Raw genomic sequence first — 26,637 nt, 5'->3', positions numbered from 1 at the left:
GTCATGGGTGGCGCTGGGTCGCGCTGCCCTCAAGCTAAGGTTGAAGATGATGCGGAGCAAGGTGACAGGTGCGCAGCGTTGGGTCGTGAAGATCGGCAGCGCTTTGCTGACAGCTGATGGCAAAGGGCTGGATCGTGCGGCAATGAGTGTTTGGGTCGAGCAGATGGTGGCCTTGCATGAGGCCGGCGTCGAGTTGGTGCTGGTGTCCTCCGGGGCAGTGGCGGCCGGCATGAGCCGTTTGGGCTGGACCGCACGACCCAGTGCGATGCACGAGCTCCAGGCGGCCGCGGCAATTGGCCAGATGGGGCTGGTGCAGGCTTGGGAGTCGAGCTTCGCCGAGCATGGTCGGCACACTGCGCAGATTCTCCTGACTCACGACGACCTCTCCGATCGCAAGCGCTACCTGAACGCCCGCAGCACCTTGCGTGCGCTGGTCGAGCTGAAAGTCATTCCGGTGATCAATGAAAACGACACCGTGGTCACTGATGAAATCCGTTTTGGTGACAACGACACGCTGGCAGCGCTGGTGGCCAACCTGGTTGAAGCCGATTTGCTGGTGATTCTCACGGATCGCGATGGCATGTTCGACGCTGATCCGCGTAACAATCCCGAGGCTCAGCTGATTTATGAGGCTCGCGCCGATGATCCGGCTCTGGATGCGGTTGCGGGTGGAACTGGCGGTGCGCTGGGGCGGGGCGGCATGCAGACCAAGTTGCGTGCGGCGCGTCTGGCTGCGCGTTCCGGTGCGCATACCATCATTGTCGGTGGGCGTCTTGAGCGTGTACTTGATCGCCTGAAGGCGGGTGAGCGTATCGGCACCTTGCTGTCGCCTGAGCGTGGCATGCTCGCGGCGCGCAAGCAGTGGCTGGCTGGGCATCTGCAGACTCGCGGCACGCTGGTGTTGGATGATGGGGCAGTGTCGGCGTTATCCCAAGGCAACAAGAGCTTGCTGCCAGTGGGTGTGAAGTTGGTGCAGGGCAGTTTCCGTCGCGGTGAGATGGTGGTCTGTGTGGCGCCGGATGGTCGTGAAATCGCCCGTGGTCTCGCCAATTACAGTGCGCTGGAAGCGCAAAAAATTATCGGTCAGTCGTCAGAGGCGATTGTCGGTTTGCTGGGTTACATGGCTGAGCCGGAATTGGTTCATCGTGACAACCTGATTCTGGTTTAAGGAAAACTTGATGCGTATAGCAAAAGGATTGTTGGGTCTGTTGATGGCGTTGCCGTTGCTGGCCTCGGCCGAAGAAATCGGTCAGGTATCGACAGTGTTCAAGCTTGTCGGTCCAAATGATCGGATCGTGGTCGAGGCGTTTGATGATCCGAAGGTCGAGGGTGTGACCTGCTATCTATCGCGCGCCAAGACTGGCGGCGTGAAAGGTGGCTTGGGTCTGGCTGAGGATCGCGCCGAAGCCTCGATCGCCTGCCGTCAGGTGGGTCCGATCAAGTTCAAAGGTGAGCTGAAGGATGGTGACGAGGTGTTCAAGGAGCGCACGTCGCTGGTGTTCAAGACCATGCAGGTGGTGCGCTTCCTCGACAAGAAGCGCAACACGCTGGTGTATCTGGTCTACAGCGATCGCGTGATCGAGGGTAGTCCGCAGAATGCGGTGACCGCCATCCCGATTCTGCCGTGGGTGCCGGTTCAGCAATAACGCGCAAATCAGATGTGCAATGTGGGAGGGGATGAGTCCCCTCCCATTTTTTATGAGCGGGATTTACCAAATCGCAGGCAATAAAAAACCGACCCTGAGGTCGGTTTTTTAATGACTACGTCGATTAAGCAGCTTCTTTCAGCGCTTTAACGTGGCCATTCAGGCGGCTCTTATGGCGAGCAGCCTTGTTCTTGTGGATGATGCCTTTATCGGCCATACGGTCGATAACTGGCACAGCCAGAACGTATGCAGCTTGAGCTTTTTCAGCGTCTTTTGCGTCGATGGCTTTAACTACATTCTTGATGTAGGTGCGAACCATGGAACGCAGGCTGGCGTTGTGGCTGCGACGCTTCTCAGCCTGTTTTGCACGTTTTTTGGCGGAAGGTGAGTTGGCCACCGTCGAGCTCCTCGAAAGACTTTTTAGGAAATAGCAAACAAAATAGGCCGCGAATCATGCCGATGAGTTGAAGTCTTGTCAAGGGCACTTGAAACGTTCCGCTAAGTGGTAGGTATAAAGAGGCGGGATATTTATTTCCGGCGCTTGACCTGTAAACTCGCGAGCTTTGGCTCTGTGCTGCTGCGGCGCGGAGTATCGCACAAGTAGGCGCTTTGTTCGCCTGCTGTTTATCGACAGGCACAAATTCCCTCAATGAATCTGCTCAAATCGTTGGCCGCCGTCAGCTCTATCACGATGCTTTCCCGTGTTTTGGGGTTTGTTCGTGACACGCTGATTGCTCGCACATTCGGCGCCGGGATGGCGACGGATGCCTTCTTTATTGCCTTCAAATTGCCCAATCTGCTGCGGCGGATCTTCGCCGAGGGCGCTTTCTCGCAGGCATTTGTGCCGATTCTGGCCGAATACAAAAGCCAACAGGGCGAGGAGGCGACACGCACATTCATTGCCTACGTTTCGGGGTTGCTGACCTTGGTGTTGGCCGTGGTCACTGCGCTGGGCATGATCGCGGCGCCCTGGGTGATCTGGGCCACGGCGCCCGGTTTCACCGACACACCGGAAAAATTCCAGCTCACCTCCGATCTGTTGCGGGTGACGTTCCCTTATATATTGCTGATCTCGCTGTCGTCGCTGGCCGGTGCGATTCTCAATACCTGGAACCGCTTTTCGGTGCCGGCGTTTGTGCCGACCCTGCTTAACGTCAGCATGATCGTGTTTTCGCTGTTCCTGACGCCGTACTTCGATCCGCCGGTCATGGCCTTGGGCTGGGCCGTGCTGGTGGGCGGTCTGGCGCAACTGCTTTATCAACTGCCGCACCTGAAAAAGATCGGTATGTTGGTGTTGCCGCGCCTGAACCTGCGCGATACCGGCGTCTGGCGGGTGATGAAGCAGATGTTGCCGGCGATCCTCGGCGTGTCGGTCAGTCAGATTTCGCTGATTATCAACACCATCTTCGCCTCGTTTCTGGTCGCGGGCTCGGTGTCGTGGATGTATTACGCCGACCGCTTGATGGAATTGCCATCCGGCGTGCTCGGCGTGGCGCTGGGCACCATTCTGCTGCCGACGCTGGCGAAAACCTACGCCAGCAAGGATCGCCATGAGTATTCGCGAATCCTCGATTGGGGTCTGCGTCTGTGCTTTGTGCTGGTGCTGCCGTGTGCACTGGCGCTGGGGATTCTCGCTGAACCGTTGACCGTATCGCTGTTCCAGTACGGTCAGTTCAGTGGCTTCGATGCCGAAATGACCCAGCGGGCGCTGATTGCCTATTCTGTCGGTCTGCTCGGGATTATCGTGATCAAAGTGCTGGCGCCGGGCTTTTATGCGCAACAGAACATTCGTACCCCGGTGAAAATCGCGATCTTCACCTTGGTGGTCACTCAATTATTCAACCTGGTATTGATTGGCCCGTTGGCGCACGCCGGCCTGGCGCTCGCGATCAGTGCCGGCGCGTGCCTGAATGCCGGGCTGCTGTTCTATCAATTGCGCAAACAAAAGATGTATCAACCGCAACCGGGTTGGTACATGTTCGGCTTCAAACTGGTAGTGGCTGTGGTGGTAATGTCCGCAGTATTGCTGATCGGCATGCATTTCATGCCCGCGTGGGATCAAGGCCACATGCTTGAGCGCTTCCTGCGTCTTGGCGCTTTGGTGGTTGCCGGTGTGGTCGCTTATTTCGGTATGTTGCTGCTGCTCGGTTTCCGCCTGCGCGACTTCAATCGCAAGGCCTTGAGCTGAGGTTTCACCCTTTATGAACGGGCGCGGGCCGGCAGTTTTGTCGGCTCGATCACTTTGCGTTACGGTGTTGCCTGTCGTCGACCGTCGGGTGTGGTTATAATCGACCACTTTATGAGCAAGAAGCGCGTTATGCAGCTGGTTCGAGGCCTCCACAACTTGCGCCCCCAGCATCGGGGCTGCGTCGCCACTATTGGCAACTTTGACGGTGTTCACCGTGGTCACCAGGCTATCCTGGCCCGACTGCGTGAGCGTGCGCATGAGTTGGGCGTACCCAGCTGCGTGGTGATTTTCGAGCCGCAGCCACGGGAATTCTTTGCGCCAGAGACCGCGCCGGCGCGTCTGGCCCGGTTGCGCGACAAGCTGCAACTGCTGGCGGCCGAAGGCGTTGACCGGGTTCTGTGCCTGGCATTCAACCAGCGCTTGAGCAAGCTCAGCGCCAGTGAGTTCGTCGATACCATTCTGGTGGACGGCCTCGGCGTACAACATCTGGAAGTGGGTGACGACTTCCGCTTCGGCTGCGATCGCCTCGGCGATTTCGATTTTCTGTTGCAGGCCGGGCAAGTTCACGGCTTCACCGTTGAAGCTGCGCAAACCGTCGAGCTGGACGGCATTCGCGTCAGCAGCACCCAGGTGCGCAACGCGTTGGCTGCCGCTGATTTCGCCTTGGCCGAACGTTTGCTCGGTCGGCCGTACCGCATCGCCGGTCGCGTGCTGCATGGCCAGAAACTGGCCCGGCAACTGGGTACGCCCACGGCAAACATTCAACTCAAGCGTCGTCGCGTGCCGTTCACCGGGGTGTATCTGGTGGATGTCGATATTGACGGCAAAACCTGGCCCGGCGTCGCCAATATCGGCGTGCGGCCCACGGTGCAAGGTGATGGCAAGGCCCACCTTGAAGTGCATCTTTTAGATTTTGCCGGCGATCTGTATGACCGGCGTTTGACGGTGGTTTTCCACCAAAAGCTGCGTGAAGAGCAGCGATTCGCCTCTCTGGAGGCATTGAAAACGGCGATCAATGCGGATGTCGCCACCGCCCGTGCACTAGCCGCACCTAGCGCCCATCGCTAATGAAGAGCCTTAAATGACCGACTATAAAGCCACGCTTAACCTTCCGGACACCGCCTTCCCAATGAAGGCCGGCCTGCCACAGCGCGAACCGCAGATCCTGCAGCGCTGGGACAGTATTGGCCTGTACGGAAAGTTGCGCGAGATTGGCAAGGATCGTCCGAAGTTCGTCCTGCACGACGGCCCTCCGTATGCCAACGGCACGATCCACATCGGTCACGCACTGAACAAGATTCTCAAGGACATGATCATCCGCTCGAAAACCCTTTCGGGTTTCGACGCGCCGTATGTTCCGGGTTGGGACTGCCACGGCCTGCCGATCGAGCACAAGGTTGAAGTGACCCACGGCAAGAACCTGGGCGCGGACAAGACCCGCGAACTGTGCCGTGCCTACGCCACCGAGCAGATCGAAGGGCAGAAGACCGAGTTCATCCGCCTCGGCGTGCTGGGCGACTTCGCCAATCCGTACAAGACCATGGACTTCAAGAACGAGGCCGGTGAAATCCGTGCCCTCGCCGAAATCGTCAAGGGCGGTTTCGTGTTCAAGGGCCTCAAGCCAGTGAACTGGTGCTTCGACTGCGGTTCGGCCCTGGCCGAAGCCGAAGTCGAGTACGAGAACAAGAAGTCCTCGACCATCGACGTGGCTTTCCCGATCGCTGACGAGGCCAAACTGGCCGCCGCGTTCGGTCTGCCGTCGCTGAGCAAGCCTGCCTCGATCGTGATCTGGACCACCACCCCGTGGACCATCCCGGCCAACCAGGCACTGAACGTTCACCCGGAATTCAACTACGCGCTGGTTGATATCGGCGACAAGCTGCTGGTGCTGGCAGAAGAGCTGGTTGAGGCCTGCCTGGCGCGCTATGGCGTCGAAGGCTCGGTCATCGCGACCACCACCGGTAAAGAACTGGAACTGATCAACTTCCGTCACCCGTTCTACGACCGTCTGTCGCCAGTGTATCTGGCTGACTACGTCGAACTGGGCGCCGGCACCGGCGTGGTTCATTCCGCTCCGGCCTACGGTGTGGACGACTTCGTGACCTGCAAGAAGTACGGCATGGTCAACGACGACATCCTTAATCCGGTGCAGAGCAACGGCGTTTACGTGCCGTCGCTGGAATTCTTCGGTGGTCAGTTCATCTGGAAGGCCAACCCGGCCATCGTCGACAAGCTGACCGAAGTCGGTGCGCTGATGCACACCACCGTCATCGAGCACAGCTACATGCACTGCTGGCGCCACAAGACCCCGCTGATTTACCGCGCCACCGCGCAGTGGTTCATCGGCATGGACAAAGAGCCGGTCAGCGGCGACACCCTGCGTGTGCGCTCGCTCAAAGCCATCGAAGACACCAAGTTCGTTCCGGCCTGGGGCCAGGCGCGTCTGCACTCGATGATCGCCAACCGTCCGGACTGGTGCATCTCCCGTCAGCGCAACTGGGGCGTGCCAATCCCGTTCTTCCTCAACAAGGAAAGCGGCGAACTGCACCCGCGCACTGTCGAGCTGATGGAAGAAGTCGCCAAGCGCGTTGAAGTCGAAGGCATCGAAGCCTGGTTCAAGCTCGACGCCGCCGAACTGCTGGGTGATGAAGCGCCGCAGTACGACAAGATCAGCGACACCCTCGACGTCTGGTTCGATTCGGGTACCACGCACTGGCACGTCCTGCGCGGTTCGCATCCGATGGGGCACGAGACCGGCCCGCGTGCCGACCTGTACCTGGAAGGTTCCGACCAGCACCGTGGCTGGTTCCACTCGTCGCTGCTGACCGGTTGCGCCATCGACAACCACGCGCCGTACCGCGAGCTGCTGACCCACGGTTTCACCGTCGACGAGTCCGGCCGCAAGATGTCCAAGTCGCTGGGCAACGTGATCGCGCCGCAGAAAGTCAACGACACTCTGGGCGCCGACATCATGCGTCTGTGGGTGGCTTCGACCGACTACTCCGGTGAAATGGCGGTTTCCGAACAGATCCTGCAACGCAGCGCGGACGCCTATCGTCGTATCCGTAACACCGCGCGCTTCCTGCTCTCGAACCTGACCGGCTTCAACCCGGCCACTGACATCCTGCCGGCTGAAGAAATGCTCGCGCTGGATCGTTGGGCGGTAGACCGCACCCTGCTGCTGCAACGCGAGTTGCAAGAGCATTACGGCGAATATCGTTTCTGGAACGTCTACTCGAAGATCCACAACTTCTGCGTGCAGGAGCTGGGTGGTTTCTACCTCGACATCATCAAGGACCGTCAGTACACCACTGGCGCCGACAGCAAGGCTCGTCGTTCGTGCCAGACCGCGCTGTTCCATATCTCCGAAGCGCTGGTGCGCTGGATCGCACCGATCCTGGCGTTCACCGCCGACGAGCTGTGGCAGTACCTGCCGGGCGAGCGGAATGAATCCGTCATGCTCAACACCTGGTATGAGGGTCTGACCGAGCTGCCGGAAGGCTTCGAGCTGGGTCGCGCCTACTGGGATCGCATCATGGAAGTGAAGGTTGCGGTCAACAAAGAGATGGAAATCCAGCGCGCGGCCAAGGCCGTCGGTGGCAACCTGCAGGCCGAAGTGACGCTGTTCGCCGAAGAGGCGCTGAGCGCCGATCTGGCCAAGCTGAGCAACGAACTGCGCTTCGTTCTGATCACTTCGACCGCCAGCGTCGCGCCGTTTGTACAGGCTCCGGCTGACGCGGTGGTCACCGAAGTGAGCGGCCTGAAGCTGCAGATCGTCAAATCGGCCTTCCCGAAATGCGCCCGTTGCTGGCACTGCCGTGAAGACGTCGGCGTGAACCCGGAGCATCCGGAGATCTGCGGTCGTTGCGTCGACAACATCAGCGGCGCAGGCGAGGTTCGTCACTATGCCTGATTCCCTTGGCCGTTTCGGACGGTTGAGCTGGCTCTGGTTGAGTTTGCTGGTTCTGGTCATCGACCAGGCCAGCAAGTTCTACTTCGAAGGCAAGCTCGAAATGTTCCAGCAGATCGTGATCATTCCCGATTACTTCAGCTGGACCCTGGCCTACAACACCGGCGCTGCGTTCAGCTTCCTGGCTGACAGCTCCGGCTGGCAGCGCTGGTTGTTCGCCCTGATCGCGATTGTGGTCAGTGCGGTGCTGGTGGTCTGGCTCAAACGTCTTGGCCGTAACGAAACCTGGCTGGCCATCGCTTTGGCGCTGGTGCTGGGCGGGGCGCTGGGCAATCTGTATGACCGCATTGCCCTGGGCCATGTGATCGATTTCATTCTGGTGCACTGGCAGAATCGCTGGTACTTCCCGGCGTTCAACTTCGCCGACAGCGCCATCACCGTGGGTGCGGTGATGCTGGCACTGGATATGTTCAAAAGTAAAAAGACCGGAGAAGCCGTTCATGACTGAACAGGTATTGGCTGAGCAACGCATCGGCCAGAACACGGAAGTCACTTTGCACTTTGCATTGCGCCTGGAGAACGGCGACACCGTCGACAGTACGTTCGACAAGGCCCCGGCGACCTTCAAGGTCGGCGACGGCAACCTGCTGCCGGGTTTCGAAGCGGCGCTGTTCGGTTTCAAGGCCGGTGACAAGCGTACGCTGACCGTCGAGCCGGAAAACGCCTTCGGCCAGCCGAACCCGCAGAACGTGCAGGTTATTCCGCGTTCGCAGTTTGCCGACATGGAACTGTCGCCGGGTTTGCTGGTGATCTTCAACGATGCGGCCAATACTGAGCTGCCGGGCGTGGTGAAAGAATTCGATGACGCGCAAGTGACCGTCGACTTCAACCACCCGCTGGCGGGGAAGACGCTGACCTTTGACGTCGAGATCATCAACGTCAAAGCGCTGTAAGCAACAACGCATAGCCACTGTGGAAGTGGACTTGTTGTGGTGAGGGGATTCATCCTCGATGGGGGGCGAAGCTTCCCAAAACCAGGCACCGAGATCTTTAACGGGAAAGCGCTGTCGGGTTTTACGATTGCTTCGTAATCGATCGGGGATAAATCCCCTCGCCACAACAAGCCCGCTCCCACAGGGACTGCAATGATCTATTTTCTTGCGCGCAAGACACGAGGCACAGCATGCAAATCAAACTCGCCAACCCCCGTGGCTTCTGCGCCGGCGTGGACCGGGCGATCGAAATCGTCAACCGCGCCCTGGAAGTTTTCGGGCCGCCGATCTACGTGCGTCATGAAGTGGTGCACAACAAGTTCGTCGTCGAAGACCTGCGCAGTCGTGGCGCGGTTTTCGTCGAAGAACTGGATCAGGTGCCGGACGATGTCATCGTGATTTTCAGTGCTCACGGCGTATCGCAAGCCGTGCGCACCGAGGCCGCCGGCCGTGGCCTGAAGGTGTTTGACGCCACTTGCCCACTGGTGACCAAGGTGCATATCGAAGTGGCGAAATACAGCCGCGACGGGCGTGAATGCATCCTGATCGGCCACGCCGGTCACCCGGAAGTCGAAGGCACCATGGGTCAGTACGACGCCAGCAACGGTGGCGCGATCTATCTCGTCGAAGACGAAAAAGACGTCGCCGAACTGCAAGTGCATAACCCGGAAAAGCTGGCCTTTGTCACCCAGACCACCCTGTCGATGGATGACACCAGCCGGGTCATCGATGCGTTGCGCACGCGCTTCCCGGCTATCGGCGGCCCACGCAAGGACGACATTTGCTACGCCACGCAAAACCGTCAGGACGCGGTCAAGCAACTGGCCGACGAATGCGACGTGGTGCTGGTGGTCGGCAGCCCGAACAGTTCCAACTCCAACCGCTTGCGTGAGCTCGCTGAACGCATGGCCACACCGGCCTACCTGATCGACGGCGCCGAAGACCTGCAAAAGAGCTGGTTCGATGGCGTCGAGCGCATCGGCATCACCGCCGGTGCCTCTGCTCCGGAAGTCCTGGTGCGTGGTGTGATTCAGCAGTTGCAGGCCTGGGGCGCTACCGGTGCCGATGAGCTGGCCGGTCGCGAAGAGAACATCACGTTCTCGATGCCTAAAGAGCTGCGCGTCCGTTCGATCTGACGTTTTTGGTTTTCTGACACAGCGCCTGTTCAGTCTTGTCACTGCCCAGGCGCACCCGACCGGTCGCCGCCAGTACGATCTGATGCTGGCTGACCGGCTCGCGAATCGAACAGACATGTAAAGTCCCTGCCTGAAAGGCCCGCCCGGGCATCAGCGGTTGGCCCAGATTGCTGAACCGCACATAACGACTCACCGACCAGTTGCCGACAATGGGCACCTTCGCGTCAATCGCACGCTCTACCAGCAGCGGATTGCTGCTGTCTCCCGGCCCCTTGCCGCTGATATCCAGCACGATCCGCCAGCCCTGACCCCAGTCGCCGTTGATGGCATGAATCACCACACTCTGATTGTGGGTGAGCGCCAGCGTTCGGGCATGGCGAATACCGTAGAGCAGGGATTGCGCGGCCTCATCCCGATGGTTCGACTCCGTGAGTGTGGCAAACGCCGGACTGACCAGCAGCAGAACAATTGCGCCAATCGCCAGTCCCATAAGCAGTTCGATCAGGCTGAATCCCTGTTGCGACATGAAAACTCCCTCCATGGAGTGCGGTGGTTGACGCGATCCGTGCGCCGGGCAGGGCAAATCAACCGACACAGGTCGGTTGAATGTTCTAGCGTGTAGAAGCAGGTATAGCCGACGGCAACGGAGGGCACCGATGGATCATCGTACAAAAGGTTTCACGCTGATCGAGTTGCTGGTCGCGATTGCCATCTTCGTGATCATGATCACTCTGGCGGTGCCGGCATTTACCCGCTCGATACAAGGCAGCAAAGCCGATACGGAAATGGGCGACCTGCAGCGGGCAATCAATTTCGCAAGACTTGAGGCCATTGATCGAGGCGTGACCACCCGCCTGCGGCCAACCGCCGGGGGCAGCGTCTGGACCGGCGAATTGTCGGTCTACGACAGTACTGGCACTCCGGCCAATGTGTTGCGGGTTGTTCCGGCAATGAGCAGTGGTGCGACTCTGACGCTAACCTCTGGAGTGACCGCGCTGGATTTCAACAATCTGGGAGGTCTGGCGGCGCCGTCCACGGCGGTGGCCATCAGTTACACGTTGGGCACGCAAAGCAGGACGCTGAACGTGTGTTTGAACGGACGAATTCAACTGGGTGGAAGTTGCGGATGAGGGCAGGGAGCAAGGGCGTACAGCAAGGCATGACGCTGATTGAAGTGTTGGTCGCGTTGCTGATTCTGACGGTCGGACTGCTGGGGGCGGCGGCGGTGCAATTGAATGCACTGAAGTACACCGACAGTTCACGCATGACCAGTCAGGCCAGTTTCATCGCCTACGACATGATGGACCGCATCCGCGCCAACTCCGGCGCCGATTACACGGTCACGCCACCGACCTCCGGTAACCTCGGCGTGACACGTGATCAGGATCTCTACGACTTCACCACCAACATCGTCAATTTCGGCGGGCCGACGGCCACCGGCAGCATCACTCTCAACCAACGGGTCTACACGATCACCATCACCTGGAGTGACGCCCGGGCAGCGAATACCGCCAGTGCCCAGCGCAGTTTTGTGCTGAGCAGCCGCGCTGCGGTGGATCCGGTGGCCACACCATGAAGCGCCAAAACCAGGGTTTCGGTCTGATTGAATTGCTGATCGCTCTGGCACTGGGGCTGATCGTGGTATTGGGCGTGGTGCAGACGTTCATCGCGGCAAAAAACACTTATGTCAGTCAGAACAGCGCCGCCGCCATGCAGGAGGACGCACGTTTTGTGTTGAGCAAGATGATTCAGGAAATACGCATGGTGGGCATGTTCGGATGCCTAGGCACTATCACCGACTCGAGCACGGCCGGGGATTTCAATGCGGCGCAGATCACACCGATCAGTTGGGACAATGCCAATCTCAAACTGACCCTGGTGACCTCGGATGTCGGCAGTGGCGGTGGCACGCCTACCTGGACGGTGCTGTCCGATTGCCGTAACAGCGCGACGGCCTATACCGGCTTGCGGAGTCCGGCGACCGGGCAGATCGCTTTCCCGATCCGGCGTCTGATCTACAACTTCAGTAACAACCAGATCCTGATGGGTACCGGCAGCGGTACGCCAACCCAGCAGGTGCTGGTCAACAACGTCAGTGCGTTCAACGTGACGTTTGGTCTGGCCAGTTCTGCGACGGATGTCGCGGCATCGACTTACAGCGCCAATCCCAGCGATCCGGCACGTATTCGCAGTGTGCGTCTGAGCCTGACCCTCACCGATCCGAATAACCGGGTGAGCAATCAAACCTTCAACGTGGTTGCCGCCTTGCGCAACCGCTTGCAATGAGGGCCTGAGCGATGATGATTTCTTTGCATCAGCGTCAGGCACAGCGCGGCATGGTGCTTCTGGTCAGTCTGGTGTTTCTGCTGCTGCTGACGCTGATCGGGCTGTCGTCGATGCAGAGTGCCAACCTGCAGGAAAAAATGGCCGGTAGCGTGAGCCTGCGCAATCAGTCGTTCCAGACCGCCGAAGCAGCGTTGCGCGTGGGCGAGAGCGCAGTGCAACTGGACAGTTATTCGTTGGCGGTGTGCAGCGGCACGACGCAATGTGCGCCGCCGGCAGAGTCATCAGTGGTCAGTGCGGCGGGGCTCAATTCGACCTCGGGGGTGACCTGGATCGCAGCGGGCAATGGCTTTTATGGTGTGCAGAACATCGGGACGACACTCACCGCCGTCAATGTACCGAGCAACACTTCGGCAACGCTGTATCGGGTGACCGCTGTCGGCATTGCCGGCACTTCGCGTAGCGTGGTGGAGAGTGTCTATGCGAAGTATTGAACGCTGCGGATCGCTGCTGATTGGCATACTGATGAGTTTGTATCTGGCCGCACCGGCCTGGGCGTTCACGCCGTCCGACTCGCCACTGCTGAGTGCGGCGGCGGTGCCACCCAACGTCATGCTGCTGATCGACGACTCGGGGAGTATGAACAGCATCATTTACGCGGCGGGGTTCGATCCGACTGTCGATCGCACACCGGCCCGGCAATGTAACGCGTTGCTCGGCTTGTGCCTGAGTTCGACGGCGATCACCGGTGATCCGATATTTCTATCGAGCTTGCCGACTTCGGGGTGTTCCGGCGGGGCATACGCGTTCTACAACAACAGCCTGGCGCCGCTATGCCTGAAACTGCCGGATCCTGTGGGCAGCGGCAACACCCGCTATTCAGGGGATTACATTTCTTACGTGGTCGGGCTGGCCATCAATAACGGCATCCGGGATTTCACCAACGGGGCAATCCCCAACGACTACCGCATTAACGTTGCGCGCAACGTTTCCACGGCGCTGGTTACCAGTAACCGGACCCTGCGCATGGGCCTGTCGACGTTCAATCCGGCCACCAGCAACAACTCCGGCAATGGTGGCTACATTGCCCGTTCCATCGCCGATCTGTCGCCAGTATCCGGCAGCGTCACCCAGGCCCAGGCGGACACCAACTACAACGCGCTCATTTCAGCGATCAATAACTTGAGTGCCGTGGCCAACACGCCATTGGCCGAAACCTATTACGAAATCACCCGCTACATGCGCGGCATGGCGCCGTATTACAACTCCACGCCAGCCACCTATACCAGCCCGATTCAGTACCGCTGCCAGAGAAACTATGGCGTGGTGATCACCGACGGTTTGCCGACCTACGACCGTACGTTCCCGACCAACGACCCCTTAGGCGGCAGCCGCTTGCCCAACTGGGATGGCGTCAACAATGACGGCAATAACCTCAATGGCGATAACGAAGGCGACACGCTGTATCTGGATGACATCGCCAAATTCGCCTTCGATATCGACATGCGCTCGACCGGCACCGACGCGGCAGGCAAGAGCTGGAACGCGGTGGATTTTCCCAAGCAGAACATGAACACCTACACCGTGGGTTTCACCGCTGATAACGACATGCTCTCGGATGCGGCGAGTTACGGGCAGGGCCGCTACTATCAGGCGACCGACAGCACCGGTCTCAATGCCGCACTGTCGTCGGCACTCAGCGACATCACCTCCAAGGCCGGTTCCGGGGGCAGTGGTGTCACCAGCGGCACCACACTGGCCAGCGGCACCAGTTATTTCCAGACCAGTTACGACCCCAAGGACTGGCGTGGCACGATCAAGTCCTTCGGCTTTAACTCGGCGGGCGCAGTCAATACATCTGCGACCCTCTGGACCACCGACACCACCATCGTTCCGAGCGCTACCGCGCCGGCTTACCAGTCGTGGAATACCACCAGCAACGTGGCGGTGACGCTGGCTTACGGCAATTTTTCCGCGACACAACAGACCACGCTGGGCCAAGGTCTGCCCACCGGCATCACCGGCAATGATCTGGTGGAATGGAGCAAAGGCACCAACAAGACCGGGCTCAAGGTGCGCAGTGTGTTGCTGGGCGACATCATCAACTCGCCACTGGTGCTGGCTTCACCTACGGATAAAACCGCCTCCGACCTGTCTGGCGATACCACTTACACCAGTTACCTGACCACTAAGGCGGCGAACATGAGTGCCAGTCTGGTGGTGAACGCCAACGACGGTTTCGTCAACGTGATCAACTCGGCCAACGGCACCCGGCGTTACGCCTACATGCCGTCCAGCGTGTTGCCGTCTCTGCGCCTGATTGCCGATCCGACCTACATCAACGGCGTCAGCCACAAGTTTCTGGTGGACGGTCAGGTTGGCGTGTTTGACGCGCAACTCAACAGTGCCTGGAAAACCCTCGCCATCGGCGGCACCGGTGCTGGCGGCAAGACATTCTATGCATTGCAACTGTTCGACGCTTCGGCGGGCAACGTTCTTCGCGCACTTTGGGAAGTCAGTGCACCGGCCACCGCCAGCACCGCCAACGCTTTTAATGATCTGGGTTACGCCTATGCGCGGCCGGAAGTGGCACGCTTGGCCGATGGGCGTTGGGCAGCCTTTATCGCCAACGGTTACGGCAGCAACTCGGGCGTGGCGGCGCTGTATGTGCTGGATGTGCGGGATGGGTCACTGATCAAGAAAATCGTCATCGACAGTACGGAAACCACCAACGGCCTGTCCTCGGTGAAGCTCAAGGTCAATTCGCAGAATGTCGTGCAGGCTGCCTATGGCGGTGACTTGAAAGGGCGACTGTGGAAGTTCGACCTGAGCGCGACATCGACCGACAGTTGGGGCGTGGCGTTTTCCGGCAAGCCGTTATTCACAACGGCGGGTGGGGCGACTCAGCCAATTACTGCGCAACCGTTGCTGGCTGACAATTCTCTGGGCGGCAAACAGATTTTCGTCGGCACCGGCAAGTTCAACGAAACCGCCGACAAGACCAACAAGGATTTGCAGGCGTTCTACTCGGTGTGGGATGCCGATGGTGGCTCGGGGCAGCTCACCGTCAGCAGTTTGCAGGCACAGGCAGTGACGGGCGTGTTCTCTGGCAGTACCGGGCAATTCATCACCACGACCCAGAACGACACGACGTACCCGGGCGAGAAGGGTTGGTACCTGCCGTTGGTGTATAACAACGCGCTGACTGGCGAGCGGGTAATCAATCAGGCCAGTCTGGTGCTTGGGCGGATCATCTTCACCACGGCGAGCGTCGACACCACCGACCCCTGTTCCAGCTTCGGCACTGGCAAACTGGTCGAACTCGATGCGTTCAGCGGTAAGATGCTCAACTACGCGGTGCTCGATACCAACAACGATGGTGTGGTCGACAGCAATGACACGATTTCCAGTGGCGTGATATTCACCGGCGGCATTCCGACCCTGAACGCCATCGTCAACGGCGCAACGCGCAAGATTGTGAACGACTCCAGTGGCGGCATTACCACCCTGGTGGAAAAATCCGGCGGCGGCAGCCGTCGTATCATGTGGCGACAAATACAGTAAGCGAGAGTTTGAGGCATGCGCAGATCCAACCGAGGCTTTACCCTGATCGAAATCATGATTGTGATTGCGATCATCGGGATCATGCTCACCATCGGCATTCCAAGCTACACCGAATACGTGAAGAAGGGCCGTCGCGCCGAAGTGGTATCGCTGCTGTCGGAACAGGCGCAGAGCCTCGAACGTTTCTACACCAAGAACAATATCTACACCGGCATCACCGGTCTGAGTGCAGGCAACGATTTTTATACGATCACGCCGACCATCACCGACCAGACCTTCCTGCTGACTGCTACCCGCAAGACGGGCACGGCCATGGCGACTGACAAGTGCGGGGATTTCACCCTGACCAACACGGGTGTCAGAAGCATGAACAACGCGACTACCGGGCTGACCACCAAGGATTGCTGGGGCCGCTGAGGCGCTTTCTTTCGGGCGCCTTTTGCGCCCACTGTCTTTTTTACGGTTGGATCAAACATGACCAGGCAACAGCAAGTGGTGATTGTCGGTGGCGGGGTGATTGGCCTGCTGACCGCCTACAATCTTGCTTCCGAAGTGCGCAGCGTGGTGCTGCTGGATCGTTCGAGCGTCGGCCAGGAATCGTCCTGGGCCGGTGGCGGCATCGTTTCTCCGCTGTATCCGTGGCGCTACAGCCCGGCAGTCACCGCGCTGGCGCATTGGTCGCAGGATTTTTATCCACAGCTCGGCGAGCGCCTGTTGGCTGATACCGGGGTTGATCCTGAGGTTCACACCACCGGCCTGTATTGGCTGGATCTGGATGACGAAGCTGAAGCCCTGGCCTGGGCCGAGCGCGAAAATCGCCCGTTGCGGGCTGTGGATATCTCGGCGGCGCACGACGCAGTTCCAGTGCTTGGCAGTGGATTTTCGAGAGCGATCTACATGGCCGATGTGGCCAATGTCAGAAACCCGCGTTTGGTCAAATCACTGAAAGCCGCGCTGTTGGCGCTGCCGAACGTGACCATTCACGAGCAGTGCGAAGTCAGCGGGTTTGTTCGCGAGGATGAGCGGGTGGTTGGCGTACAGACGTCCACGGGCGTGATCTCTGGCGATGAGGTGGTGCTGACCGCGGGTGCGTGGAGCGGCGATCTGCTCAAGACGTTGAACCTGTCGTTGCCGGTCGAACCGGTCAAGGGCCAGATGATCCTTTACAAATGTGCGGCGGATTTCCTGCCGAGCATGGTGCTGGCCAAGGGGCGTTATGCGATTCCGCGTCGTGATGGTCACATCCTGATCGGCAGTACGCTGGAGCACGAAGGCTACGACAAGACGCCGACCGATGTGGCGCTGCAAAGCCTCAAGGCTTCGGCCGAGGAGCTGATACCTGCTTTGGCGGATGCCGAAGTGGTCGGGCATTGGGCTGGATTGCGGCCAGGATCACCCGAAGGGATTCCGTACATTGGCCGTGTGCCGGGGCATGAGGGCTTGTGGCTGAACTGCGGTCATTACCGCAACGGCTTGGTGCTGGCGCCGGCGTCGTGTCAGTTGTTTGCCGATGTGATGCTGGGGCGCACGCCGATTATTGATCCGGCGCCGTATGCGCCGACCGGGCGCATCTAGTCTGATGTTTATGGGTTTCTGTAAGGCCGCCATCGCGGGCAAGCCCGCGATGAGGTCTTCAGTCCAGACCGAGTTTTTTCAGGCGATAACGCATCGACCTGAACGACAGGCTCAACCGCTGCGCAGCCGCCGTCCGGTTCCAGCGGGTTTCCTCCAGTGCCTGCAAGATCAGTTTGCGTTCGACGTTCTCCAGATAATCTTCCAGATTGTCGATCTGCGTCAGATCGGCAATCGCGCCATCCGCCGTGCAGTTACCCTCGCTCAATCGTAGATCTTCAGTCTCGATCACGCGGTTCTCGCACAAGGTATGTGCCCGTTCGAGGACGTTTTCCAGTTCCCGTACATTGCCCGGAAAGCGATAACTCTTCAGTGCCTCCAGGGCCTGCGGATGCAGGCGTGCCGCCGGTTGACCGGTATCCTTGGCCAAGCGCTTGAGCATGTGCGCCGCTAGCACTTCAATGTCATCGCGGCGTTCGCGCAGGGACGGCACACGCAGTTCGATCACGTTGAGACGGTAATAGAGGTCCTGGCGAAAGCGCTCGGCGGTGACCTCCGCATCGAGGTCCTTGTGGGTTGCACAGAGAATCCGCACATCAACCACGGTTTCCTGCTGACCGCCCACGCTGCGCACGGCTTTCTCCTGAATTGCTCGCAGCAGTTTCACCTGCATCGACAGTGGCAAGTCCGCCACCTCATCAAGAAATAGCGTGCCGCCCTGCGCGGCTTGAAACAGCCCCGGTTTGTCCTCGACAGCCCCGGTGAAGCTGCCTTTGCGATGGCCGAAAAACTCGCTTTCCATCAGCTCCGACGGAATCGCCCCGCAGTTCACCGGCACAAATGGCTGACCGGCACGCGGGCCTTGTTCGTGGATCAGTCGCGCCACCAACTCTTTGCCACTGCCGGATTCGCCGCTGATGTACACCGGTGCCTGGCTGCGAGCGAGCTTGTCGATTTGCTTGCGCAGATTACGCATTGGCAATGAATCACCCAGCAGCCGTCGATCAATCGTGGTCGAAACGCCTCCCTCCGCCGGCATGCGCAGGGCCGTTGCGACCAGTTCGCGCAGCCGGGTCAGGTCCACCGGTTTGGTGAGGAAGTCGAACGCCCCGGCCTTTAACGCGTTGATTGCCGTTTCGAGGCTGCCATAGGCGGTGATCATCGCCACCGGCAATTGTGGATAACGTTGCTGGATGTGCTGTACCAACTCCAGACCCGTGCCGTCGGGCAGGCGCATGTCGGTCAGGCACAGGTCGAACGTTTCGCGGTGCAACAGCGCCTGGGCTTCCGTCAGATTGCGTGCGCTGAAGGTGTCGAGTTTCATCCGTCCCAGGGTGATTTCCAGGAGTTCGCGGATATCCGGTTCGTCGTCGACGATGAGGATTTTTTGCCGTGGGCTCGTGTTCAACTTTGTTTCCGTCCGTGAGCAAAGGTGATGCGAAAGCAGCCGCCGCCTTGGCGTGGTTTGAAGTCTAGGCGCGCCTGGTTGCTTTCGCACAGCTCACGGGACAGATAAAGCCCAAGGCCGGTGCCCTGGCTGCTGGTGGTGAAGAACGGTTCGAATAGATGGGCCTGTTCATCAAGCGCCACGCCAGGGCCGTTGTCCTGCACTTCGAGCACCGCCAACTGGCTGTCGGGGTCAATGAACAAGGCCAGCCAGACTTCGGCTTGCTCGTGCAGAAGTCCGCTGTGACGCCAGCCATTACGTAACAGATTGTCGAGAATTTGTGTGAGCTGATTCGGGTCCATCAGGGTGGTGAAGTCGCCCGAGTGGATCCGCAAATGAATCTGCTGGCGCTCGGTGGCCTGTTCGCGGCTTTCGGCGACGAAGTTTTCCAGCCATGGTTTGAGATCCAGGCGTTGCGGTGCGCTCTGCTGGCGACGAGACAGTTGCAGGACGTTTTCGATGACTCGATTCATGCGTTTGGAGTGATCTTGAATAATCTGCGTCAGACGCCGATCTGCGCCATCGAGTTCCTCGGATTCGCCCAGCAACTGCGCGGCGTGACTGATGGCGCCCAGTGGATTGCGAATTTCGTGAGAGATACCGGCGGTCAAACGCCCCAGCGCAGCGAGTTTCAGTTGCTGGGCCTGTTGGGCGATTTGCGCGAGGTCTTCGAGAAACACCAGGGTTTGCTGGTTGGGGCTCTGTTCGAGGGCGATAAAGCTCGGCTGCAGTTCCAGGCCGTTACCGGGGATTTTCAGGCTTTGCGGACGCAGGGTCGGGTTGTTCATCCACAGTTGCAGGCGATCGACCAGCGCGGTGGAGTAATCGTCGATCAAATGGCCTTGAAGATGCGACTGCGCGAGCAAGGTCTGCGCGCTCTGGTTGGCCAGTTGCACCCGACGTTGCGCGTCGAGTACCAGAATCCCGGTGCGCATGCGTTGCAGGATCAGCGCGTTGAGGGCTTCCAGTCCGACCACTTCACTGGCTTTCTGCTCGGCCAGGGTTTCACTGACTTCCAGTCGCCGGATCAGCCCCTGCACCAGCAACGACGCGGCAAAACACAATGCGCCAAGGGTGCCGGCCTGCAAATATTCATTGGCGCTCAGGGGATGGCTGAAACTCAGCAGAAAGCTCAAGGCGACAATGCCGAGGGCGCCAATGGCCGCGATCAGCAGGCCGATGCGTCGGCGCAGCAGGGTGTTGCTGATCGCCACCGAGACCACCAGCAAATTGCCGAGGGCACTCGCCACGCCACCCGCCGCATAGAACAGGCCACACAACAGCAGCACATCCACCAGCGCCAGACTGAATAGCTGGGCCGGGCGCCGGGTGTTCTCAAGGAACACCACCAGCAGGATGTTCAGCACCAGATACAGCCAACTGCCGCCGCGCAGCAGATCGTCGTTGGCCGACGTCAGCAGGCGATTGTCCATATTGCTGGAGATCAGCAGCACCAGCGTGATGCCGACACTCAAACGGTAAAGATGATAAAGGCGCAGCAGACGCTGAGCCTGTTTCTGATCGGCGTTGGCGACCTCAGCGATCACTGGCACCCGGGCCTTGCTCGAGGTGAGCCTGGCTGCAATACCACTGTTGTTGAAGGCTCAGCGCACGATCACGGGGCAGGTGTACGCCACAATGGGCGCAGCGCACCATCGGCGAAGCGTCTTGCTGGCGAGGGGAGGGCGCGGACGATGCAGGGGCCTTGAATTTGCGCCACAGCCATACCGCAGCAAAAATCAGGGCGATCCAGAATAATAAACGAAGCATGATGAGCAGCTTTTCGATTGATGATCCGGCAGTTTAGCCAAGGACCTGACCAGCGCACAGCGGATTAAAGCGCGGAAATGAAAAAGGGAGATCCGCAGATCTCCCTTTTCCGTACATCCGGTGTGATCAGTCGAACACGCCGAAAGTCATGTAGCTGAACCACGAGCGGTCGGTGTTGCTCGATTCCGGCTCCGGCTCTTCGATCACGTCGCCGTTCTCGTCTTTAGGCTTGAGCTCGTTCGGGATCGCATCTTTCGCGTCCTGGAACTGCTTCTGCACGTCCTGGTTGGCGCGGGTTTCGCCCGGCGGCAGCGGTGGACGCGACTCGATCAGACCCAAAGTCGCCTTGCTCAGGAACGAACGGTTGTCGGCCTCGGCAACCCGTGGCACGAACTGGCCGTCTTGCAGGCTCGGGTGGTTCGGGTAGTTGAGCTTCAGGGTTTCCAGGCTGGTGGCCGCCAGATCGTCCAGGTGCAGACGCTGGTAGGCTTCAGTCATGACCGCCAGGCCGTCGCCGACCGATGGGGTTTCCTGGAAGTTTTCCACTACGTAACGGCCACGGTTGGCGGCGGCGACGTAAGCCTGACGGGTCAGGTAGTAGTCGGCCACGTGGATCTCGTAGGCCGCCAGCAGGTTGCGCAGGTAAATCATGCGCTGCTTGGCGTCCGGCGCGTAGCGGCTGTTCGGGTAACGACTGGTCAGCTGGGCGAACTCGTTGTAGGAGTCGCGCGCGGCGCCCGGGTCACGCTTGGTCATGTCCAGCGGCAGGAAGCGCGCCAGCAGGCCGACGTCCTGGTCGAAAGAAGTCAGACCTTTGAGATAGTACGCGTAATCCACGTTCGGGTGCTGCGGATGCAAACGAATGAAACGCTCGGCGGCGGACTTTGCAGCTTCCGGCTCGGCGTTCTTGTAGTTGGCGTAGATCAGTTCCAGCTGCGCCTGATCGGCGTAGCGACCGAACGGATAACGCGACTCCAGAGCCTTCAGCTTGGCTGTGGCGCTGGTGTAGCTGTTGTTGTCCAGGTCAGTCTGAGCCTGCTGATACAGCTCGGCTTCGCTGAGGTTTTCGTCTACGACTTCCTTCGATGAGCAAGCAGCGGTCAATGCGAGGATGGCGATCAGCAGCAGGTGTTTCACTTGCATGGCGGCTTGCGTCCCTATGACGGCCGCTGTCTTGGGCGGGGCCGTCCTGTTATGATGAGCGCCCCGTTGAAAAGCCTCGGGGCAAAAGACGCCGTATTTAACCACAAGCGCGCAGCCGAAACCAAAAGCTGTGCCGACGCACAGTCAGAGCATGTCCGATAAAATTGAACTTCGCGCAGAGGTGCCGTCCGAATTGGGCGGCCAACGCCTCGATCAAGTCGCTGCCCAACTCTTCGCTGAGCACTCTCGCTCGCGCCTTTCCGCCTGGATCAAAGAAGGTCGCCTGACTGTGGACGGGGCGGTCATCCGCCCTCGCGACATCGTGCATGGCGGTGCCATCCTTGAGCTGACTGCCGAGCAGGAAGCCCAGGGCGAGTGGATCGCCCAGGACATCGAGCTCGACATCGTCTATGAAGATGACGACATCCTGGTAATCAACAAGCCTGCGGGCCTGGTGGTGCACCCGGCTGCCGGTCACGCCGATGGCACCTTGCTCAACGCCTTGCTGCACCATGTGCCGGACATCATCAATGTCCCGCGCGCCGGTATCGTGCATCGTCTGGACAAGGACACCACCGGTCTGATGGTGGTGGCCAAGACCATTCAGGCACAGACAAAACTGGTTGCGCAGTTGCAGAGCCGCAGTGTCAGCCGGATCTACGAATGCATCGTGATTGGCGTAGTGACTGCCGGCGGCAAGATCAACGCGCCGATCGGTCGTCACGGCCAGCAGCGCCAGCGCATGGCGGTGATGGAGGGCGGCAAGCCTGCCGTCAGCCACTACCGCGTGCTGGAGCGTTTCCGTTCCCACACCCACGTACGGGTGAAGCTGGAAACCGGCCGAACTCACCAGATCCGCGTACACATGGCGCACATCAACTTCCCGTTGGTGGGCGACCCGGCGTACGGCGGTCGTTTCCGCATTCCGCCGGCGGCGAACCTGAACATGGTCGAAACCCTCAAGAACTTCCCGCGGCAGGCTCTGCACGCGCGGTTCCTTGAACTCGATCACCCGACGAGCGGTCAGCGCATGAGCTGGGAATCGCCGTTGCCGGAAGACTTCGTCTGGCTGTTGACCCTGCTCAAGCAGGATCGCGAGGCTTTCGTCGGATGAACTGGCTGACGCCGGACTGGCCCGCGCCGGCCAGCGTCAGGGCCTGTGTCACCACCCGCGAGGGCGGTGTCAGCGAGGCGCCGTTCGACAGTCTCAATCTGGGCGATCATGTTGATGACCGCCCGCAGGACGTTGCCGAGAACCGTCGGCGTCTGACTGAGCACTTCTCTATAAAGCCTGCCTGGTTGCAGCAAGTGCACGGAATCACCGTGGCCCATGCTGATCCAGGCGTGGTGGCGACCGCCGACGCCAGTTGGACGGCCACCCCCGGAATTGCCTGTGCGGCGATGACGGCTGATTGCTTGCCGGCATTGTTCTGCGACCGCGCGGGTACTCGCGTAGCCGCTGCGCACGCCGGTTGGCGTGGTCTGGCGGCGGGCGTGCTGGAAGCGACGCTCGACACGTTGGATGTACCGGCAGAAGACGTACTGGTCTGGCTCGGTCCGGCCATCGGTCCGCAAGCATTTGAAGTTGGCCCGGAAGTTCTGGAGGTCTTCATCAATCAATTGCCTGAAGCAGCCGATGCCTTTGTACCGAGCAGCAATGCCGGCAAGTTCATGGCTGACATCTATATGCTGGCGCGCCTGCGTCTGGCTGAGCGAGGTGTCACTGCGGTTTATGGCGGCGGTTTCTGCACCGTGAACGATCCGCGCTTCTTTTCTTACCGCCGTGCGTCGCGCACCGGTCGCTTTGCCTCCCTCGTTTGGCTCACCCGCTAGACTTGCCTGACCTGAATCAACTCTCTGACGCTTGAATCTCCCAGAATCGACCGCATCTACAGTGGTATCTGGCAGGTTTCTTTATTCAGGATGGTTTCTTAGGTCCGGCCTGCTCAAAAGGAAGGTGACCCATGCGTATAGACCGTTTAACCAGCAAATTACAGTTGGCGTTATCCGACGCCCAATCCCTGGCCGTTGGCCACGATCATCCGGCCATCGAGCCAGCGCATTTGATGCAAGCCATGCTTGAACAGCAGGGTGGTTCGATCAAACCTCTGCTGATGCAGGTGGGCTTCGACGTCAACAGCTTGCGCAAAGAGCTGACCAAAGAGCTCGACCAATTACCGAAAATCCAGAATCCGACCGGCGACGTCAATATGTCGCAGGATCTGGCGCGCCTGCTCAATCAGGCCGATCGCCTGGCCCAGCAGAAGGGCGACCAGTTCATTTCCAGCGAACTGGTGTTGCTCGCCGCGATGGACGAGAACAGCAAGCTCGGCAAGTTGCTGCTCGGCCAGGGCGTGAGCAAGAAAGCCCTGGAAAACGCGATCAACAACCTGCGCGGCGGTGAGGCTGTCAATGACGCCAACCACGAAGAGTCGCGTCAGGCGTTGGACAAGTACACCGTTGACCTGACCAAGCGTGCCGAAGACGGCAAGCTTGACCCGGTGATCGGCCGTGACGACGAAATTCGTCGCACCATTCAGGTTCTGCAACGCCGCACCAAAAACAACCCGGTGCTGATCGGTGAGCCTGGTGTGGGTAAAACCGCCATCGCCGAAGGTCTGGCCCAGCGCATCATCAACGGCGAAGTGCCGGATGGCCTCAAAGGCAAGCGTCTGCTGTCGCTGGACATGGGCGCGCTGATTGCCGGTGCGAAGTATCGCGGTGAGTTCGAAGAACGCCTGAAATCGCTGCTTAACGAGCTGTCGAAGCAGGAAGGGCAGATCATTCTGTTCATCGACGAACTGCACACCATGGTCGGCGCCGGTAAGGGCGAAGGTTCGATGGACGCCGGCAACATGCTCAAGCCTGCACTGGCTCGCGGCGAGTTGCATTGCGTCGGCGCGACCACGCTCAACGAGTATCGCCAATATATAGAGAAGGACGCAGCGCTCGAGCGACGCTTCCAGAAAGTTCTGGTGGATGAGCCAAGCGAAGAAGACACCATCGCCATCCTGCGTGGCCTCAAGGAGCGTTACGAGGTTCACCACAAGGTGGCGATCACCGACGGCGCGATCATCGCGGCAGCGAAGCTCAGCCATCGTTACATCACTGATCGGCAACTGCCGGACAAGGCCATCGATCTGATCGACGAAGCCGCGAGCCGTATCCGTATGGAAATCGATTCCAAGCCGGAAGTGCTTGATCGTCTGGAACGTCGCCTGATTCAGCTCAAGGTGGAATCCCAGGCGCTGAAGAAAGAAAGCGACGACGCGGCGAAGAAACGCTTGGAAAAACTTCAGGAAGAAATCGAGCGTCACGAGCGTGAGTACTCGGATCTGGAAGAAATCTGGAACTCGGAAAAGGCCGAGGTGCAGGGTTCTGCGCAGATTCAGCAGAAGATCGAACAGTCGCGTCAGGAACTGGAAGCTGCACGCCGCAAAGGCGACCTGAACCGCATGGCCGAGTTGCAGTACGGGGTGATCCCGGATCTGGAGCGCAGTCTGCAAATGGTCGATCAGCACGGCAAGAGCGAAAACCAGCTGCTGCGCAGCAAGGTGACTGAGGAAGAAATCGCTGAAGTCGTCTCGAAGTGGACCGGCATCCCCGTGTCGAAAATGCTCGAAGGCGAGCGCGACAAGCTGATGAAGATGGAAAGCCTGTTGCACCAACGTGTGATCGGTCAGGACGAAGCCGTGGTGGCGGTGGCCAACGCAGTGCGGCGTTCGCGTGCCGGGTTGTCCGACCCGAATCGCCCGAGCGGCTCGTTCATGTTCCTCGGCCCAACCGGTGTCGGTAAAACCGAGCTGTGCAAGGCGCTGGCCGAATTCCTCTTTGATACCGAAGAGGCGATGGTGCGGATCGACATGTCCGAGTTCATGGAGAAACATTCCGTGGCTCGCTTGATCGGTGCGCCACCGGGATACGTCGGTTACGAAGAGGGTGGTTATCTGACCGAAGCGGTACGCCGCAAGCCTTACTCGGTGATCCTGCTGGACGAAGTCGAGAAGGCGCACCCGGATGTGTTCAACATTCTCCTGCAGGTGCTTGAGGATGGTCGCCTGACTGACAGCCATGGCCGCACGGTGGATTTCCGCAATACCGTGATCGTCATGACCTCTAACCTCGGTTCGGTGCAGATCCAGGAACTGGTCGGTGATCGTGAGGCGCAGCGTGCAGCGGTAATGGATGCGCTGACGTCGCACTTCCGTCCGGAGTTCATCAACCGGGTCGACGAGGTGGTGATCTTCGAGCCACTGGCGCGGGATCAGATCGCGGGCATTACCGAGATCCAGTTGGGTCGTCTGCGTGCGCGTCTGGCCGAGCGTGAATTGAGACTGGAGCTGAGTCCGGAAGCAATGGACAAGCTGATTGCTGTCGGTTACGACCCGGTCTATGGCGCGCGTCCTTTGAAACGTGCGATTCAACGCTGGATCGAAAACCCGCTGGCGCAGTTGATCCTCTCGGGTCACTTCATGCCAGGCGACACGGCGACCGGCACTGTCGAGAACGACGAAATCGTTTTCAACTGAGTCCAGGCGTCAATGAAAATTGGAAGGCCCCACATCGTGGGGCCTTTTTTTTCGTTAGGCTGTTGAACTCAAAGGAAAAGGCTTGTAAAGTGCGCCCCGCAGTCAGTCACCCACAGGGTTTCAGCTCACTGAGCAGAAATCTGAAATAAGTTGCAAATCATTAACTTGAAAGCAATTTAGGGGGTTGACAGAGGTGATCTAGGTTGTAGAATAGCGCGCCTCAGACACACGAACGCAGCGATGCGAACGAAGTCTAAGAGCTGTAAGTTTCACCGTTGTAAATTGAAATATGTAGTTCCGTGATAGCTCAGTCGGTAGAGCAAATGACTGTTAATCATTGGGTCCCAGGTTCGAGTCCTGGTCACGGAGCCAATTTCAAGCCGGGGTATAGCGCAGTCCGGTAGCGCGCCTGCTTTGGGAGCAGGATGTCAGGAGTTCGAATCCCCTTACCCCGACC

Annotated in this window: 24 protein-coding genes and 2 tRNA genes; 20 read left to right on the top strand and 6 right to left on the bottom strand. The window is 59.3% G+C overall.

Annotation, left to right across the window (positions count from 1 at the left end; genetic code table 11):
• The first annotated feature begins 49 nt into the window (after positions 1 to 49).
• Entirely contained in the window at positions 50 to 1,168 is a 1,119-nt protein-coding gene (proB, locus tag AC3WMT_RS08650) for a glutamate 5-kinase (protein WP_103303601.1), read from the top strand.
• A 10-nt stretch (positions 1,169 to 1,178) separates the two neighbouring features.
• Complete coding sequence (locus AC3WMT_RS08645) at positions 1,179 to 1,646, top strand: CreA family protein (RefSeq protein ID WP_103303600.1); 468 nt, start codon at positions 1,179 to 1,181, stop codon at positions 1,644 to 1,646.
• A 124-nt stretch (positions 1,647 to 1,770) separates the two neighbouring features.
• Here AC3WMT_RS08645 and rpsT read toward each other — a convergent pair whose 3' ends face one another.
• Positions 1,771 to 2,043, bottom strand: coding sequence for a 30S ribosomal protein S20 (gene rpsT / locus AC3WMT_RS08640; protein ID WP_003228351.1), 273 nt, complete (start codon positions 2,041 to 2,043; stop codon positions 1,771 to 1,773).
• Between the two features lie 252 nt (positions 2,044 to 2,295).
• Here rpsT and murJ point away from each other — a divergent pair, with 252 nt between their 5' ends.
• The 6 genes from murJ to ispH all read left to right on the top strand — a co-directional run bounded on the left by murJ (position 2,296) and on the right by ispH (position 9,872).
• A complete protein-coding gene (gene murJ / locus AC3WMT_RS08635; RefSeq protein WP_103303599.1) occupies positions 2,296 to 3,834 on the top strand; it encodes a murein biosynthesis integral membrane protein MurJ in 1,539 nt (512 codons plus the stop codon).
• A gap of 129 nt (positions 3,835 to 3,963) precedes the next feature.
• Complete coding sequence (ribF, locus tag AC3WMT_RS08630) at positions 3,964 to 4,902, top strand: bifunctional riboflavin kinase/FAD synthetase (protein ID WP_177431386.1); 939 nt, start codon at positions 3,964 to 3,966, stop codon at positions 4,900 to 4,902.
• Between the two features lie 13 nt (positions 4,903 to 4,915).
• On the top strand, positions 4,916 to 7,747 hold the full coding sequence (gene ileS, locus AC3WMT_RS08625; RefSeq protein WP_103303597.1) for an isoleucine--tRNA ligase: 2,832 nt from the start codon (positions 4,916 to 4,918) through the stop codon (positions 7,745 to 7,747).
• Positions 7,740 to 8,252, top strand: a complete 513-nt coding sequence (lspA, locus tag AC3WMT_RS08620; RefSeq protein ID WP_103303596.1) for a signal peptidase II — start codon at positions 7,740 to 7,742, stop codon at positions 8,250 to 8,252. Before ileS ends, lspA begins: the two co-directional genes overlap by 8 nt.
• Positions 8,253 to 8,259: 7 nt before the next feature.
• A complete protein-coding gene (gene fkpB / locus AC3WMT_RS08615) occupies positions 8,260 to 8,697 on the top strand; it encodes an FKBP-type peptidyl-prolyl cis-trans isomerase (protein ID WP_177431389.1) in 438 nt (145 codons plus the stop codon).
• A 230-nt stretch (positions 8,698 to 8,927) separates the two neighbouring features.
• On the top strand, positions 8,928 to 9,872 hold the full coding sequence (gene ispH, locus AC3WMT_RS08610; protein WP_103303594.1) for a 4-hydroxy-3-methylbut-2-enyl diphosphate reductase: 945 nt from the start codon (positions 8,928 to 8,930) through the stop codon (positions 9,870 to 9,872).
• Here ispH and AC3WMT_RS08605 read toward each other — a convergent pair.
• A complete protein-coding gene (locus tag AC3WMT_RS08605) occupies positions 9,844 to 10,398 on the bottom strand; it encodes a GspH/FimT family pseudopilin (RefSeq protein ID WP_103303593.1) in 555 nt (184 codons plus the stop codon). The two genes, ispH and AC3WMT_RS08605, sit on opposite strands and share 29 nt — an antisense overlap.
• Positions 10,399 to 10,528: 130 nt before the next feature.
• Here AC3WMT_RS08605 and AC3WMT_RS08600 point away from each other — a divergent pair, with 130 nt between their 5' ends.
• From AC3WMT_RS08600 to thiO, 7 genes are read left to right on the top strand one after another with little or no spacing between them, the layout of a single operon-like run.
• A complete protein-coding gene (locus AC3WMT_RS08600) occupies positions 10,529 to 11,002 on the top strand; it encodes a GspH/FimT family pseudopilin (RefSeq protein ID WP_103303592.1) in 474 nt (157 codons plus the stop codon).
• Positions 10,999 to 11,448, top strand: a complete 450-nt coding sequence (pilV, locus tag AC3WMT_RS08595; RefSeq protein WP_103303591.1) for a type IV pilus modification protein PilV — start codon at positions 10,999 to 11,001, stop codon at positions 11,446 to 11,448. The genes AC3WMT_RS08600 and pilV overlap by 4 nt, the downstream gene beginning before the upstream one ends.
• Entirely contained in the window at positions 11,445 to 12,158 is a 714-nt protein-coding gene (locus tag AC3WMT_RS08590) for a PilW family protein (RefSeq protein ID WP_103303590.1), read from the top strand. Before pilV ends, AC3WMT_RS08590 begins: the two co-directional genes overlap by 4 nt.
• Positions 12,159 to 12,169: 11 nt before the next feature.
• Positions 12,170 to 12,649 carry a pilus assembly PilX family protein gene (locus AC3WMT_RS08585; RefSeq protein WP_103303589.1) on the top strand — a complete coding sequence of 160 codons (480 nt, stop codon included), beginning with the start codon at positions 12,170 to 12,172 and terminating at the stop codon, positions 12,647 to 12,649.
• A complete protein-coding gene (locus tag AC3WMT_RS08580; RefSeq protein WP_103303588.1) occupies positions 12,636 to 15,719 on the top strand; it encodes a pilus assembly protein in 3,084 nt (1,027 codons plus the stop codon). The genes AC3WMT_RS08585 and AC3WMT_RS08580 overlap by 14 nt, the downstream gene beginning before the upstream one ends.
• 15 nt (positions 15,720 to 15,734) lie before the next feature.
• Positions 15,735 to 16,136 (top strand): type IV pilin protein, encoded by a 402-nt coding sequence (locus tag AC3WMT_RS08575; RefSeq protein WP_103303587.1) that lies wholly within the window; start codon positions 15,735 to 15,737, stop codon positions 16,134 to 16,136.
• 57 nt (positions 16,137 to 16,193) lie between these two features.
• A complete protein-coding gene (thiO, locus tag AC3WMT_RS08570; protein WP_103303586.1) occupies positions 16,194 to 17,294 on the top strand; it encodes a glycine oxidase ThiO in 1,101 nt (366 codons plus the stop codon).
• 58 nt (positions 17,295 to 17,352) lie between these two features.
• Here thiO and AC3WMT_RS08565 read toward each other — a convergent pair whose 3' ends face one another.
• The 4 genes from AC3WMT_RS08565 to AC3WMT_RS08550 all read right to left on the bottom strand — a co-directional run bounded on the left by AC3WMT_RS08565 (position 17,353) and on the right by AC3WMT_RS08550 (position 21,651).
• The gene (locus tag AC3WMT_RS08565; protein WP_103303585.1) at positions 17,353 to 18,699 is read right to left on the bottom strand and encodes a sigma-54-dependent transcriptional regulator; all 1,347 of its coding nucleotides are present in this window, start codon (positions 18,697 to 18,699) and stop codon (positions 17,353 to 17,355) included.
• Positions 18,696 to 20,285 carry a sensor histidine kinase gene (locus AC3WMT_RS08560; RefSeq protein WP_103303584.1) on the bottom strand — a complete coding sequence of 530 codons (1,590 nt, stop codon included), beginning with the start codon at positions 20,283 to 20,285 and terminating at the stop codon, positions 18,696 to 18,698. The genes AC3WMT_RS08565 and AC3WMT_RS08560 overlap by 4 nt, the downstream gene beginning before the upstream one ends.
• Positions 20,275 to 20,508 carry a PP0621 family protein gene (locus tag AC3WMT_RS08555; RefSeq protein WP_103303583.1) on the bottom strand — a complete coding sequence of 78 codons (234 nt, stop codon included), beginning with the start codon at positions 20,506 to 20,508 and terminating at the stop codon, positions 20,275 to 20,277. The genes AC3WMT_RS08560 and AC3WMT_RS08555 overlap by 11 nt, the downstream gene beginning before the upstream one ends.
• Before the next feature lie 126 nt (positions 20,509 to 20,634).
• Positions 20,635 to 21,651 carry an outer membrane protein assembly factor BamD gene (locus AC3WMT_RS08550; protein WP_093434846.1) on the bottom strand — a complete coding sequence of 339 codons (1,017 nt, stop codon included), beginning with the start codon at positions 21,649 to 21,651 and terminating at the stop codon, positions 20,635 to 20,637.
• A gap of 151 nt (positions 21,652 to 21,802) precedes the next feature.
• Here AC3WMT_RS08550 and rluD point away from each other — a divergent pair, with 151 nt between their 5' ends.
• The 5 genes from rluD to AC3WMT_RS08525 all read left to right on the top strand — a co-directional run bounded on the left by rluD (position 21,803) and on the right by AC3WMT_RS08525 (position 26,635).
• Complete coding sequence (rluD, locus tag AC3WMT_RS08545) at positions 21,803 to 22,765, top strand: 23S rRNA pseudouridine(1911/1915/1917) synthase RluD (RefSeq protein ID WP_103303582.1); 963 nt, start codon at positions 21,803 to 21,805, stop codon at positions 22,763 to 22,765.
• Complete coding sequence (pgeF, locus tag AC3WMT_RS08540; RefSeq protein WP_103303581.1) at positions 22,762 to 23,484, top strand: peptidoglycan editing factor PgeF; 723 nt, start codon at positions 22,762 to 22,764, stop codon at positions 23,482 to 23,484. The genes rluD and pgeF overlap by 4 nt, the downstream gene beginning before the upstream one ends.
• Before the next feature lie 131 nt (positions 23,485 to 23,615).
• Positions 23,616 to 26,180 (top strand): ATP-dependent chaperone ClpB, encoded by a 2,565-nt coding sequence (clpB, locus tag AC3WMT_RS08535; protein ID WP_103303580.1) that lies wholly within the window; start codon positions 23,616 to 23,618, stop codon positions 26,178 to 26,180.
• Positions 26,181 to 26,476: 296 nt separating this feature from the next.
• A tRNA-Asn gene (locus AC3WMT_RS08530) sits at positions 26,477 to 26,552 on the top strand.
• 9 nt (positions 26,553 to 26,561) lie between these two features.
• A tRNA-Pro gene (locus tag AC3WMT_RS08525) sits at positions 26,562 to 26,635 on the top strand.
• Positions 26,636 to 26,637 lie beyond the last annotated feature (2 nt).

The organism is Pseudomonas sp. FW305-7, from assembly GCF_058786735.1.
Note: the sequence above shows the minus strand (reverse complement) of the source record. Positions and strands in the feature narration are given on the sequence as shown.

Excerpts from the sequence above, each read along its gene's own strand:
- AC3WMT_RS08555 (WP_103303583.1), bottom strand. The coding sequence starts at position 20,508 with ATGCTTCGTTTATTATTCTGGATCGCCCTGATTTTTGCTGCGGTATGG.
- AC3WMT_RS08550 (WP_093434846.1), bottom strand. The coding sequence starts at position 21,651 with ATGCAAGTGAAACACCTGCTGCTGATCGCCATCCTCGCATTGACCGCT.
- lspA (WP_103303596.1), top strand. The coding sequence starts at position 7,740 with ATGCCTGATTCCCTTGGCCGTTTCGGACGGTTGAGCTGGCTCTGGTTG.
- ispH (WP_103303594.1), top strand. The coding sequence starts at position 8,928 with ATGCAAATCAAACTCGCCAACCCCCGTGGCTTCTGCGCCGGCGTGGAC.
- AC3WMT_RS08585 (WP_103303589.1), top strand. The coding sequence starts at position 12,170 with ATGATGATTTCTTTGCATCAGCGTCAGGCACAGCGCGGCATGGTGCTT.
- proB (WP_103303601.1), top strand. The coding sequence starts at position 50 with ATGCGGAGCAAGGTGACAGGTGCGCAGCGTTGGGTCGTGAAGATCGGC.
- AC3WMT_RS08605 (WP_103303593.1), bottom strand. The coding sequence starts at position 10,398 with ATGTCGCAACAGGGATTCAGCCTGATCGAACTGCTTATGGGACTGGCG.
- rluD (WP_103303582.1), top strand. The coding sequence starts at position 21,803 with ATGTCCGATAAAATTGAACTTCGCGCAGAGGTGCCGTCCGAATTGGGC.
- pgeF (WP_103303581.1), top strand. The coding sequence starts at position 22,762 with ATGAACTGGCTGACGCCGGACTGGCCCGCGCCGGCCAGCGTCAGGGCC.
- AC3WMT_RS08645 (WP_103303600.1), top strand. The coding sequence starts at position 1,179 with ATGCGTATAGCAAAAGGATTGTTGGGTCTGTTGATGGCGTTGCCGTTG.
- pilV (WP_103303591.1), top strand. The coding sequence starts at position 10,999 with ATGAGGGCAGGGAGCAAGGGCGTACAGCAAGGCATGACGCTGATTGAA.
- murJ (WP_103303599.1), top strand. The coding sequence starts at position 2,296 with ATGAATCTGCTCAAATCGTTGGCCGCCGTCAGCTCTATCACGATGCTT.
- ileS (WP_103303597.1), top strand. The coding sequence starts at position 4,916 with ATGACCGACTATAAAGCCACGCTTAACCTTCCGGACACCGCCTTCCCA.
- AC3WMT_RS08580 (WP_103303588.1), top strand. The coding sequence starts at position 12,636 with ATGCGAAGTATTGAACGCTGCGGATCGCTGCTGATTGGCATACTGATG.
- thiO (WP_103303586.1), top strand. The coding sequence starts at position 16,194 with ATGACCAGGCAACAGCAAGTGGTGATTGTCGGTGGCGGGGTGATTGGC.
- AC3WMT_RS08600 (WP_103303592.1), top strand. The coding sequence starts at position 10,529 with ATGGATCATCGTACAAAAGGTTTCACGCTGATCGAGTTGCTGGTCGCG.
- AC3WMT_RS08575 (WP_103303587.1), top strand. The coding sequence starts at position 15,735 with ATGCGCAGATCCAACCGAGGCTTTACCCTGATCGAAATCATGATTGTG.
- AC3WMT_RS08590 (WP_103303590.1), top strand. The coding sequence starts at position 11,445 with ATGAAGCGCCAAAACCAGGGTTTCGGTCTGATTGAATTGCTGATCGCT.
- clpB (WP_103303580.1), top strand. The coding sequence starts at position 23,616 with ATGCGTATAGACCGTTTAACCAGCAAATTACAGTTGGCGTTATCCGAC.
- ribF (WP_177431386.1), top strand. The coding sequence starts at position 3,964 with ATGCAGCTGGTTCGAGGCCTCCACAACTTGCGCCCCCAGCATCGGGGC.